Below are 11534 nucleotides of genomic sequence, written 5' to 3'. Positions count from 1 at the left end.
AACCTGCCAGACGCGACTGATTTCCGACAGCCTCGCGGCCTTCACCTTCTGGGGATGGCAAGCGGTCATTGTCGGCGCGATCATTACCTTGCCGCTGGGTTACACCACCACCAAGGAATACGCGGAACTGGAATGGCCGATCGCCATTTTGCTGGCCATTGTCTGGGTCACCTACGGTCTGGTGTTCTTCGGCACCATCACCAAGCGCAAAACCAAGCACATCTATGTGGGTAACTGGTTCTACGGCGCGTTCATCGTCGTCACGGCGATGCTGCACATCGTCAACCACGCGTCCCTGCCGGTGAACCTGTTCAAGTCCTACTCCGCCTACTCCGGCGCGACCGATGCGATGATCCAGTGGTGGTACGGCCACAACGCGGTAGGTTTCTTCCTGACCACCGGTTTCCTAGGGATGATGTACTACTTCGTGCCGAAACAGGCCGAACGTCCGATCTACTCGTATCGTCTGTCGATCGTGCACTTCTGGGCACTGATCACCCTGTACATCTGGGCCGGCCCGCATCACTTGCACTACACCGCACTGCCGGACTGGGCACAATCGCTGGGCATGGCGATGTCGATCATCCTGCTGGCACCAAGCTGGGGCGGCATGATCAACGGCATGATGACCCTGTCGGGCGCTTGGCATAAGCTGCGCACCGACCCGATCCTGCGCTTCCTCGTGGTCTCGCTGGCGTTCTACGGCATGTCGACCTTCGAAGGTCCGATGATGGCCATCAAAACGGTCAACGCCCTCTCCCACTACACCGACTGGACCATCGGCCACGTCCACGCCGGCGCGCTCGGTTGGGTGGCGATGATTTCCATCGGCGCGCTGTACCACATGATCCCGAAAATTTTCGGCAAAGCGCAGATGCACAGCATCGGCCTGATCAACGCGCACTTCTGGCTCGCGACCATCGGCACCGTGCTGTACATCGCCTCGATGTGGGTCAACGGCATCACTCAGGGCCTGATGTGGCGTGCAATCAACGATGACGGCACCCTCACCTACTCGTTCGTTGAAGCGCTGCAAGCCAGCCACCCGGGTTACATCGTGCGTGCCTTGGGCGGTGCTTTCTTCGCCAGCGGCATGTTCCTGATGGCTTACAACGTATGGCGCACCGTGCGCGCCTCGAACGCTGTTGAAGCTGAAGCCGCCGCCCAGATCGCTGTCGTTGGAGCTCACTGATGAAGCATGAAGCTGTCGAGAAGAATATTGGCCTGCTGGCCTTCTTCATGGTCATCGCCGTCAGCATCGGTGGCCTGACTCAAATCGTTCCGCTGTTTTTCCAGGACGTCACCAACAAGCCGGTCGAAGGCATGAAGCCACGCCCCGCCCTTGAACTGGAAGGCCGCGACGTCTACATCGCCAACGGCTGTGTCGGCTGCCACTCGCAGATGATCCGTCCGTTCCGCGCTGAAACCGAACGCTATGGCCACTACTCGGTGGCCGGTGAAAGCGTCTGGGATCACCCGTTCCTGTGGGGTTCCAAACGTACCGGTCCGGATCTGGCCCGTGTCGGCGCGCGTTACTCCGATGACTGGCACCGCGCGCACTTGTACAACCCGCGCAACGTGGTGCCTGAGTCGAAAATGCCGGCGTACCCGTTCCTCGTGGAAAACAAGCTCGACGGCAAGGAGACGGCCAAAAAAATGGAAGTCTTGCGCACGCTCGGCGTTCCTTACACCGACGAAGACATCGCCGGTGCTCAGGATGCCGTGAAGGGCAAAACCGAAATGGACGCGCTGGTGGCCTATCTGCAAGGCCTGGGCACCATCATCAAAAGCAAACGGTGATTTAGATGGATATCGGGATGATTCGTGGCCTGGGCACCGTTGTTGTGATGGTGGCCTTCATCGGTCTGGCGCTGTGGGTGTTCAGCCCCAAGCGCAAGTCGGAGTTTGAAGACGCGACCTTGCTGCCTTTCGCGGATGATCCCGAAGCCATCAAGCACGTCGAGCAAGCTTCTAGGAGTAACAAAGAATGACTACATTCTGGAGTCTGTACGTCACAGTCCTCAGTCTCGGTACGATCTTTTCCCTGACCTGGCTGCTGCTGTCGACCCGCAAGGGCCAGCGCAGCGAGCAGACGGAAGAGACGGTCGGGCACTCCTTCGACGGGATCGAGGAGTACGACAACCCGCTGCCAAAATGGTGGTTCATGCTGTTCGTCGGCACCATCATTTTTGCCTTGGGTTACCTGGTGCTGTACCCGGGCCTGGGCAACTGGAAAGGCCTGCTGCCGGGGTACAACTACCTCGATAACGACAAGCAGACCGCGTTCGCCAACGGCCAGACCGGCTGGACCGGCGTGCACGAGTGGGAAAAGGAAATGGCCCGCTCGGACGCCAAGTTCGGTCCGATCTTCGCCAAGTTCGCCGCCATGCCGATCGAAGAAGTCGCCAAGGATCCGCAAGCACTGAAAATGGGTGGCCGTCTGTTCGCCTCCAACTGCTCGGTGTGCCACGGTTCCGACGCCAAGGGCGCTTATGGTTTCCCGAACCTGACCGACGCCGACTGGCGCTGGGGCGGCGAGCCGGAAACCATCAAGACCACCATCATGGGCGGGCGCCACGCGGTGATGCCGGCCTGGGCTGAAGTGATCGGCGAGCAAGGCGTTGCTGACGTTGCCGCGTTCGTGGTGAGCAACCTCGATGGTCGCAAGCTGCCGGAAGGCACCAAAGCGGATGTCGCCAACGGCCAGAAACTGTTCGCCGGCAACTGCGTGGCGTGCCACGGCCCGGAAGGCAAAGGTACGCCAGCGATGGGCGCACCTAACCTGACTCACCCGGCCGCGTTCATCTACGGTTCGAGCTTCGCGCAACTGCAGCAGACCATCCGTTACGGCCGTCAGGGCCAGATGCCTGCGCAGGAACAACTGCAAGGGAACGACAAGGTTCACTTGCTGGCCGCTTACGTTTACAGCTTGTCCCACGGTGAAAAAGCCCCGGAAGCGAACGCCGAGTAAGGCTTACGCTTGAAACAAAAAACGGCCCCGCCAACTCACATTGGCGGGGCCGTTTTGTTTGGTTCTTTCGGTGTTCGACCAATGGTGACGCTCTGCTGCAATTGAAGGTTGTCGGATCTCCAAGTCGGTAGTAACGTTCCTACAAAATCTTTCGGGAGAGGTCCTCATGATGGCCATCACCACCATTTCCAGCCGTGAGTTCAATCAAGACACAAGCAGTGCCAAAAAAGCCGCGCTTCAGGGGCCGGTAATCATCACTGACCGTGGCAAGCCTGCCCACGTGCTGCTAAGCATTGAGGAGTACGAAAAACTGACCGGCACTAACGCAAGCATTGTCGATCTCCTGGTCATGCCCGAAGCGGCCGATATCGAGTTCGAAGCCGAGCGTGCCGTGATCACTCACCGCCCTGTGGATCTGTCCTGAATGTATTTACTCGATACCAATGTGATTTCCGAACTGCGCAAACCCAAGGCCGATAAAAACGTGGTGGCCTGGGCCAATACCGTGATTGCCCCTCGCCTGTTTATCTCGGCGATTACTTTGAAGGAGCTGGAAACCGGCGTCCTGCGCATGGAGCGCCGCGACCCGGTGCAGGGCAAGGTTTTGCGCAACTGGCTCAAGCGTCACGTCATGCCGGCGTTCGATGCGCGGATCCTGCCGGTGGATGCCGCCGTTGCCCTGCGCTGCGCCAGCCTGCACGTGCCGGACAGCGCCAATGAAAGCGATGCACTGATTGCCGCCACGGCATTGGTGCACGGGCTGACGGTAGTGACGCGCAATGTGGCTGATTTTGCTTCCAGCGGTGTGGCGTTGATCAATCCATGGGAATGAGTGACTGGCCGGTTGCCTGCTCATATTTGGCAATTGAAATTCGATGGGCACATTCGCCGACAAGCGATAACGTCTGGACTCAACTGCAATGACGCAGTTAGTACCGCAAAAAATTCAGACAAGGATGCTGAGCAATGACCCAACAAGACGAAACCCTGAACACCGAACCATCGATCCCGGAAGGTGCACCCACACAACTGAATGACTCGGCGGGCACGACTGATAACCTGAACAGACAAAAGCGTTCCGTCGATAACGAAAGCGCTGCTGATAGAAAGCGCGGCAGTGGTGGCCTCGACAGCCTCGGCGGTGGCCGACTGCCTTGATCGGTGAGTGAAAACAGGGCAGTGCCTGCACTGCCCTCCTCAGCTGTCACGATACCGGCAACAGCCATCGTCTATAGTCAATTGACCTGCATCATGCTTTGCTGCAATCGCTACACCATTCACGCTCTTCCCCCAACGCGACCAAAGGTCGCACCCTTGAGCTAGAGCGACAGGCGTATCATTGCGCCACTGCAATACCCCCTTTTGACCGCGGTTGGCACGTATCGACCGAGGCATTTTTCCACTGCCGTGGGATGCAATGATGAGCAACCAGATTCCGGTACACGACGTCACACCACCGAGCAAAAACGCGAATAACAGCGTTGACCTTTACGCCTCACGAGAAAAAATCTACACCCGCGCTTTCACCGGCCTGTTCCGCAACCTGCGGATGATGGGCGGCGCCGCGCTGTTTCTGCTGTATTTCGGTACGGTCTGGCTGAATTGGGGCGGCCATCAGGCGGTGTGGTGGAACTTGCCCGAGCGCAAATTCTTCATCTTCGGCGCCACCTTCTGGCCACAGGATTTCATTCTGCTGTCCGGCCTGTTGATCATTGCCGCGTTCGGCCTGTTCTTTATCACCGTGTACGCCGGTCGCGTCTGGTGCGGTTACACCTGTCCGCAAAGCGTGTGGACGTGGATTTTCATGTGGTGCGAGAAGGTCACCGAAGGCGACCGCAACCAGCGCATCAAACTCGACAAGGCGCCGATGAGCGCCAACAAACTGCTGCGCAAAGCCGCGAAACACGCGATGTGGCTGCTGATTGGTTTTGTCACTGGCATGACCTTTGTCGGTTACTTCTCGCCAATCCGCGAACTGGTTTTTGAATTCTTCACCGGCCAGGCCGATGGCTGGTCGTACTTCTGGGTCGGTTTCTTCACCCTCGCCACCTACGGCAACGCCGGTTGGTTGCGCGAGCAAGTGTGCATCTACATGTGTCCGTATGCGCGCTTCCAGAGCGTGATGTTCGATAAAGACACGCTGATTGTTTCCTACGATCCGCGCCGGGGCGAAAGTCGTGGCCCGCGCAAGAAAGGCATCGACTACAAGGCTCAGGGCCTCGGTGATTGTATCGATTGCACCATGTGCGTTCAGGTCTGCCCGACCGGCATCGACATTCGCGACGGTCTGCAGATCGAGTGCATCGGTTGCGCCGCGTGCATCGACGCTTGCGACAGCATCATGGACAAGATGAATTATCCGCGCGGCCTCATCAGTTACACCACCGAGCACAACCTGTCCGGGCAGAAAACCCATAAACTGCGACCGCGCCTGATCGGCTATGCCGTGGTGTTGCTGGCGATGATCAGCCTGTTGGTGACCGCGTTCTTCATGCGCTCGCTGGTTGGTTTCGACGTCAGCAAGGATCGCGTGCTGTACCGCGAAAACGCTGAAGGCCGGATCGAAAACGTCTACAGCCTGAAGATCATGAACAAGGATCAGCGCGACCACACCTATGTGCTGGAAGCCAGCGGTCTGCCGGATCTGCGCCTGCAAGGCAAACGCGAGATCAAGGTGCCGGCCGGGGAAATTTTCAGCATGCCGGTCGAACTGTCGAGCGCCCCCGAACAACTGCCATCGAGCACCAACGAGGTGAAATTCATCCTCAAGGATGCCGATGACAACAGCGTCCACGTTGAAGCCAAGAGCCGATTCATCGGCCCACAAATCCGTTGAGAGAACTGAACATGCCCGCAGCAAACGCCGCAAGCCCTTGGTACAAGCACCTCTGGCCATGGATCATCATCGGGATTCTGGCCTGCTCGGTGACCCTGACCTTGTCCATGGTGACCATCGCGGTAAACAACCCGGACAACCTGGTGAACGACAACTACTACGAGGCCGGCAAAGGCATCAACCGTTCGCTGGATCGTGAGTTGCTCGCGCAGAACCTGAAGATGCGCGCCAACGTGCATCTGGACGGCGTTACCGGCGAAGTTGATCTGCGTTTGAGCGGTGACAGTCAGCCGAAGACACTGGAACTGAACCTGATCTCGCCGACCCAGCCGGAGAAGGATCGCAAGATCGTCCTGACCCGCAGCGAATCTGAAACCGGCCGTTACCTCGGACAACTGAACGACAAGGTTGAAGGGCGTCGTTTTGTTGAACTGCTCGGCAGTCAGGATGACCACGTGTGGCGCATGTTCGAAGAAGAACTGGTCAGCCACGACAAGGATCTGCTGCTGGGTGATGAACCCCTCCAGGGCGCGGAAGACCTGAAAAAATAAACAACTCCTGTGCCTGATCGTTCCCACGCTCTGCGTGGGAACGTAGCCAAGGACGCTCCGCGTCCCAGCCGAAGCGGACGCGGAGCGTCCGGGGAGGTATTCCCACGCGGAGCGTGGGAACGATCATCGGAACAAGTGCCATGACCAGCCCACTCCCCTGCTACCACTGCGCCCTGCCCGTTCCGTCGGGCAGCCGCTTCACCGCTGTCGTACTCGGGGAATCCCGCGAATTCTGCTGCCCGGGCTGCCAGGCTGTGGCCGAAGCCATCGTTGCCGGCGGCCTCGACAGTTATTACCAGCATCGCAGCGAAGCCTCGGCCAACCCCGAAGCGCTGCCGGTGCAACTGACCGACGAACTGGCGCTGTACGACCGCGCCGACGTGCAACAACCGTTCGTGCGCCATGCAGGCGAGCTGGCCGAAACCACGTTATTGATGGAAGGCATCAGTTGCGCCGCGTGTGGCTGGCTGATCGAGAAACATCTGCGCACCCTGCCTGCCGTGGCCGAAGCACGACTGAACCTGTCCAACCATCGCCTGCACGTGAGCTGGGCCGACGCGCAATTGCCGCTGAGCCAGATCCTCGCCGAACTGCGCCACATCGGTTACGCCGCCCACCCGTATCAGGCCGACCGCGCCAGCGAACAACTGGCCAGCGAAAACCGTCTCGCCCTGCGCCAGCTCGGCGTCGCTGGATTGCTGTGGTTTCAGGCAATGATGGCGACTATGGCGACCTGGCCGGAATTCAATATCGACCTCAGTCCTGAGCTGCACACGATCCTGCGCTGGGTCGCGCTGTTCCTCACCACGCCGATCGTCTTCTACAGCTGCGCGCCGTTCTTCAAAGGCGCAATGCGTGATTTGCGCACCCGGCACCTGACCATGGACGTCTCGGTGTCGCTGGCCATCGGCAGCGCCTACATCGCCGGGATCTGGACGGCAATCACCGGCGTCGGTGAGTTGTACTTCGATGCGGTCGGTATGTTTGCGTTGTTCCTGCTCGCCGGGCGTTATCTGGAACGCCGCGCCCGCGAGCGTACCGCCGCTGCCACGGCCCAACTGGTCAATCTGTTGCCCGCGTCGTGCCTGCGTCTGGACGGTAGCGGCCAGAGCGAGCGCATTTTGCTCAGCGAGCTGCGCACGGGCGACAAGATTCTGGTGCAAGCCGGATCGATCCTCCCGGCCGACGGCAAGATCATTGATGGCCAATCAAGCATCGACGAATCGCTGCTCACCGGCGAATACCTGCCGCAACCGCGCACGCTGGGCGATGCGGTCACCGCCGGCACCCTTAATGTCGAAGGGGCGCTGACGGTTGAAGTGCAGGCGCTGGGGCAAGACACGCGCCTGTCCGCCATCGTCCGCCTGCTTGATCGCGCTCAGGCAGAAAAACCGCGACTGGCCGAAATCGCCGACCGCGCGGCGCAATGGTTCCTGTTGCTGTCGCTGATCGCCGCTGCCGTCATCGGCCTGCTCTGGTGGGAGCTGGATTCCTCGCGCGCGTTCTGGATCGTCCTCGCCATGCTCGTCGCGACCTGCCCGTGCGCGCTGTCGCTGGCGACGCCGACCGCCCTCACCGCCGCCACCGGCACCCTGCACAAACTCGGTTTGCTGTTGACGCGCGGCCATGTGCTGGAAGGCCTGAATCAGATCGACACAGTGATTTTCGACAAGACCGGCACCCTCACCGAGGGCCGCTTGGTATTGCGTTCGATCCGCCCGCTCGGCGCAATGGACAGCGAGCAATGCCTGAGCCTCGCCGCCGCGCTGGAAAACCGTTCAGAACACCCGATTGCCCGAGCTTTCGGTCGCGCACCGCTGGCGGCAGAGGAAGTTCACAGCACACCGGGGCTCGGCCTCGAAGGCTTGGTCGGCGAACAACGCTTGCGCATCGGTCAGGCGCAATTTGTCTGCGCCCTCAGCGGCGCGGCAGCACCGAGGATGCCGGACGAAGCAGGCCAATGGCTGCTGCTGGGCGACGCTCAGGGGCCGTTGGCGTGGTTCGTCCTCGATGACCGCTTGCGCGATGACGCCCCCGCCCTGCTCGCGGCGTGCAAGGCGCGCGGCTGGCGCACATTATTGCTATCGGGGGACAGCTCGCCGATGGTCGCCAGCGTCGCCGCCGAATTGGGCATCGACGAGGCCCGTGGTGGTTTGCGTCCTGACGACAAACTGCAAGTCTTGCAACAGTTGCACAAGGAAGGTCGCAAGGTGCTGATGCTTGGCGACGGCGTCAATGATGTGCCGGTACTGGCAGCGGCTGACATCAGCGTGGCCATGGGCTCGGCCACCGATCTGGCGAAAACCAGCGCCGATGCGGTGCTGCTGTCCAACCGCCTCGACGCGCTGGTTCAGGCCTTCACATTGGCGCGGCGCACGCGCCGGGTAATCATCGAGAACCTGCTGTGGGCGGCGCTGTACAATGGCCTCATGTTGCCGTTCGCCGCCCTCGGCTGGATCACGCCGGTGTGGGCCGCGGTCGGCATGTCGATCAGTTCGTTGACCGTGGTGCTCAACGCTTTGCGCCTGACTCGCCTGCCGGGTTCGCCGCACGCCAGCACTCGTTCGGAAACCCGCCCGCTGCCGGCCTGAGCCGCGCGGGCATGGAGTACAGATGCCAGCTCTCTACGTGATGATCCCCGCCGCACTGCTGATCGTGGCCATCGCCGTTTACATTTTCTTCTGGGCGGTGGACAGCGGTCAGTACGACGACCTCGACGGCCCGGCCCACAGCATCCTGTTCGACGATCAGGATCCGCAACACACCGCCGCCGTCGACGAAGTCAACGCGACCAAACCGGACGACAAGGCCCCACCCCATGCTTGAACTGGCGCCACTGCTGGTCTCGGCGCTGATCCTCGGCTTGCTTGGTGGTGGCCATTGCCTGGGCATGTGCGGCGGCTTGATGGGCGCGCTGACCCTGGCGATTCCCAAAGAGCAACGCAGCCGGCGTTTTCGTCTGCTGCTGGCGTATAACCTCGGGCGGATTCTCAGTTATGCCACGGCGGGATTGTTGATCGGGCTGGCGGGCTGGGCGGTTGCCAACAGTCCTGCGGCAATGTTCATGCGCGTACTGGCCGGTTTGTTGTTGATCGCCATGGGGTTGTACCTGGCCGGTTGGTGGAGCGGGCTGACGCGGATCGAAAGCCTCGGACGCGGGTTGTGGCGGCACATTCAGCCAGTGGCTAACCGTTTGTTGCCCGTGTCGAGTGTGCCGCGTGCGTTGTTGCTCGGCGCGTTGTGGGGCTGGCTGCCGTGTGGGCTGGTTTACAGCACGTTGCTGTGGTCGGCGAGTCAGGGCAATGCGCTGGACAGTGCGTTGTTGATGCTCGCGTTTGGCTTGGGGACTTGGCCGGTTTTGCTTGCGACGGGGCTTGCGGCAGAACGCGTTACTGCGCTGTTGCGCAAGCGCAGCGTGCGCATGGCGGGTGGGCTGCTGGTCATCCTGTTCGGCATCTGGACCCTGCCCGGCCCGCATCAACATTGGCTCATGGGGCATTAAGATCAAAAGATCGCAGCCTTCGGCAGCTCCTACAGAGTTACACATTCCAAAGTAGGAGCTGCCGAAGGCTGCGATCTTTTGATCTCCTGCGGTTGATGCAAATCAAGTGCCTCATCGCCGCACCCCGATAGACTCCCCCCACACTGCCAGCCTATTCGGGGGAATGCCCGCATGCTCGACGCCATTCGTTGGGACTCTGATCTGATTCGCCGTTACGATCTCGCGGGACCGCGCTACACCTCGTATCCGACGGCCGTGCAATTTCACAGTCAGGTCGGCTCGTTCGATCTGTTTCACGCTCTGCGCGACAGCCGCAAAGCCCTGCGCCCGTTGTCGCTGTATGTGCATGTGCCGTTCTGCGCGAACATTTGCTACTACTGCGCCTGCAACAAGGTCATCACCAAGGATCGCGGCCGCGCCCTGCCGTACCTGCAACGTCTGGAGCAGGAAATCCAGTTGATCGCCTGCCACCTCGACCCCGCACAAAAAGTCGAGCAACTGCACTTCGGCGGCGGCACCCCGACCTTTCTCAGCCACGATGAACTGCGTCAGTTGATGGCGCACCTGCGCAAGCATTTCAATCTGCTGGATGACGATTCCGGCGATTACGGCATCGAAATCGATCCGCGCGAAGCCGACTGGTCGACCATGGGCCTGCTGCGGGAACTCGGTTTCAATCGCGTCAGCATCGGCCTGCAAGACCTCGATCCGGCCGTACAACGCGCGGTCAATCGCCTGCAAAGTCTGGAAGAAACCCGCGCGGTGATCGACGCGGCGCGAACCCTGCAATTTCGCTCGATCAACATCGACCTGATTTACGGCCTGCCCAAACAGACCCCGGACAACTTCGCCCGTACCGTCGAGGAAGTCATCAGCCTGCAACCGGATCGGCTCTCGGTGTTCAACTACGCGCACCTGCCGGAACGCTTTATGCCGCAGCGGCGGATCAACACCAGCGAACTGCCGAGCCCGGCGCAGAAACTGGAGATGTTTCAGCGCACTACCGAACAATTGATCGCCGCCGGTTACCGCTACATCGGCATGGATCACTTCGCCCTGCCCGATGACGAACTGGCGATTGCTCAGGAAGAGGAAACCCTGCAACGCAACTTCCAGGGCTACACCACCCACGGCCATTGCGATTTGATTGGTCTGGGAGTTTCGGCGATCAGCCAGATTGGCGACCTGTACTGCCAGAACAGCAGCGATCTGAACGAATACCAGAACAGTCTCGCCGCCGCGCAACTGGCGACCAGCCGTGGCTTGGTGTGCAACGCCGATGATCGGCTACGACGCGCGGTGATTCAGCAACTCATCTGCAACTTCAGTCTGGATTTCGCCGAGATCGAGCAGCAGTTCAACATCGATTTTCAGGGTTACTTCGGCGCGCTATGGCCACAACTGCAAGGCATGGCCAACGATGGCTTGATCACTCTGGAACGTGATTGCATCACGATTATGCCGGCGGGACGCTTGCTGGTGCGTTCGGTGTGCATGGTGTTTGACGCTTACCTGGAGCAGCAAAACCGCCAGCGTTTTTCCCGGGTGATTTGAGCGCCCACCAAAATAAATCAGTCCGGACAGCGAGACTTTGCCGGCAGGACAGACGCGCCACACACTGGCCTGAACGTCCTCTTGTGGGTTACCCTTACGTCTTATGTGTGTTTTCCCACA

At 60.2% G+C, this 11534-nt stretch carries 13 protein-coding genes; all 13 read left to right on the top strand.

Annotated features, from left to right (window positions below):
* Positions 1–1192 (top strand): cytochrome-c oxidase, cbb3-type subunit I (gene ccoN / locus ACIOMO_RS10935; RefSeq protein WP_401240563.1); only part of this gene is annotated, 1192 nt, incomplete at its 5' end.
* The gene (gene ccoO, locus ACIOMO_RS10930; RefSeq protein WP_053118792.1) at positions 1192–1800 is read left to right on the top strand and encodes a cytochrome-c oxidase, cbb3-type subunit II; all 609 of its coding nucleotides are present in this window, start codon (positions 1192–1194) and stop codon (positions 1798–1800) included. The genes ccoN and ccoO, both read left to right, overlap by 1 nt.
* Before the next feature lie 5 nt (positions 1801–1805).
* A complete protein-coding gene (locus ACIOMO_RS10925) occupies positions 1806–1991 on the top strand; it encodes a CcoQ/FixQ family Cbb3-type cytochrome c oxidase assembly chaperone (RefSeq protein WP_003175465.1) in 186 nt (61 codons plus the stop codon).
* Entirely contained in the window at positions 1988–2971 is a 984-nt protein-coding gene (gene ccoP, locus ACIOMO_RS10920) for a cytochrome-c oxidase, cbb3-type subunit III (protein ID WP_053118790.1), read from the top strand. The genes ACIOMO_RS10925 and ccoP overlap by 4 nt, the downstream gene beginning before the upstream one ends.
* Positions 2972–3140: 169 nt before the next feature.
* Positions 3141–3395 carry a type II toxin-antitoxin system Phd/YefM family antitoxin gene (locus ACIOMO_RS10915; RefSeq protein ID WP_212544439.1) on the top strand — a complete coding sequence of 85 codons (255 nt, stop codon included), beginning with the start codon at positions 3141–3143 and terminating at the stop codon, positions 3393–3395.
* Positions 3396–3803 (top strand): type II toxin-antitoxin system VapC family toxin, encoded by a 408-nt coding sequence (locus ACIOMO_RS10910; RefSeq protein ID WP_212544360.1) that lies wholly within the window; start codon positions 3396–3398, stop codon positions 3801–3803.
* A gap of 134 nt (positions 3804–3937) precedes the next feature.
* Positions 3938–4129, top strand: a complete 192-nt coding sequence (locus tag ACIOMO_RS10905; protein WP_159813746.1) for a hypothetical protein — start codon at positions 3938–3940, stop codon at positions 4127–4129.
* A gap of 262 nt (positions 4130–4391) precedes the next feature.
* The gene (gene ccoG, locus ACIOMO_RS10900; protein WP_053118785.1) at positions 4392–5807 is read left to right on the top strand and encodes a cytochrome c oxidase accessory protein CcoG; all 1416 of its coding nucleotides are present in this window, start codon (positions 4392–4394) and stop codon (positions 5805–5807) included.
* 11 nt (positions 5808–5818) lie between these two features.
* The gene (locus ACIOMO_RS10895; RefSeq protein WP_212544359.1) at positions 5819–6358 is read left to right on the top strand and encodes a FixH family protein; all 540 of its coding nucleotides are present in this window, start codon (positions 5819–5821) and stop codon (positions 6356–6358) included.
* Positions 6359–6498: 140 nt separating this feature from the next.
* Positions 6499–8949 (top strand): heavy metal translocating P-type ATPase, encoded by a 2451-nt coding sequence (locus ACIOMO_RS10890; protein WP_401240558.1) that lies wholly within the window; start codon positions 6499–6501, stop codon positions 8947–8949.
* A 22-nt stretch (positions 8950–8971) separates the two neighbouring features.
* Positions 8972–9184, top strand: coding sequence for a cbb3-type cytochrome oxidase assembly protein CcoS (gene ccoS / locus ACIOMO_RS10885; RefSeq protein ID WP_053118779.1), 213 nt, complete (start codon positions 8972–8974; stop codon positions 9182–9184).
* On the top strand, positions 9177–9860 hold the full coding sequence (locus ACIOMO_RS10880) for a sulfite exporter TauE/SafE family protein (protein ID WP_401240555.1): 684 nt from the start codon (positions 9177–9179) through the stop codon (positions 9858–9860). Before ccoS ends, ACIOMO_RS10880 begins: the two co-directional genes overlap by 8 nt.
* Positions 9861–10031: 171 nt before the next feature.
* A complete protein-coding gene (gene hemN, locus ACIOMO_RS10875; RefSeq protein ID WP_401240552.1) occupies positions 10032–11414 on the top strand; it encodes an oxygen-independent coproporphyrinogen III oxidase in 1383 nt (460 codons plus the stop codon).
* The last annotated feature ends 120 nt before the right edge of the window (positions 11415–11534 follow it).

It is taken from the genome of Pseudomonas sp. NPDC087804 (assembly GCF_044742965.1).
Classification (GTDB): domain Bacteria; phylum Pseudomonadota; class Gammaproteobacteria; order Pseudomonadales; family Pseudomonadaceae; genus Aquipseudomonas; species Aquipseudomonas rustica.
This window is presented reverse-complemented; position numbering and strand designations above follow the sequence as displayed.

Coding starts and splice junctions, on each gene's coding strand:
- ccoO (WP_053118792.1), top strand. CDS start 1,192: ATGAAGCATGAAGCTGTCGAGAAGAATATTGGCCTGCTGGCCTTCTTC.
- ACIOMO_RS10890 (WP_401240558.1), top strand. CDS start 6,499: ATGACCAGCCCACTCCCCTGCTACCACTGCGCCCTGCCCGTTCCGTCG.
- ACIOMO_RS10905 (WP_159813746.1), top strand. CDS start 3,938: ATGACCCAACAAGACGAAACCCTGAACACCGAACCATCGATCCCGGAA.
- ACIOMO_RS10895 (WP_212544359.1), top strand. CDS start 5,819: ATGCCCGCAGCAAACGCCGCAAGCCCTTGGTACAAGCACCTCTGGCCA.
- ACIOMO_RS10915 (WP_212544439.1), top strand. CDS start 3,141: ATGGCCATCACCACCATTTCCAGCCGTGAGTTCAATCAAGACACAAGC.
- ACIOMO_RS10925 (WP_003175465.1), top strand. CDS start 1,806: ATGGATATCGGGATGATTCGTGGCCTGGGCACCGTTGTTGTGATGGTG.
- ccoP (WP_053118790.1), top strand. CDS start 1,988: ATGACTACATTCTGGAGTCTGTACGTCACAGTCCTCAGTCTCGGTACG.
- ACIOMO_RS10880 (WP_401240555.1), top strand. CDS start 9,177: ATGCTTGAACTGGCGCCACTGCTGGTCTCGGCGCTGATCCTCGGCTTG.
- ACIOMO_RS10910 (WP_212544360.1), top strand. CDS start 3,396: ATGTATTTACTCGATACCAATGTGATTTCCGAACTGCGCAAACCCAAG.
- ccoG (WP_053118785.1), top strand. CDS start 4,392: ATGAGCAACCAGATTCCGGTACACGACGTCACACCACCGAGCAAAAAC.
- hemN (WP_401240552.1), top strand. CDS start 10,032: ATGCTCGACGCCATTCGTTGGGACTCTGATCTGATTCGCCGTTACGAT.
- ccoS (WP_053118779.1), top strand. CDS start 8,972: ATGCCAGCTCTCTACGTGATGATCCCCGCCGCACTGCTGATCGTGGCC.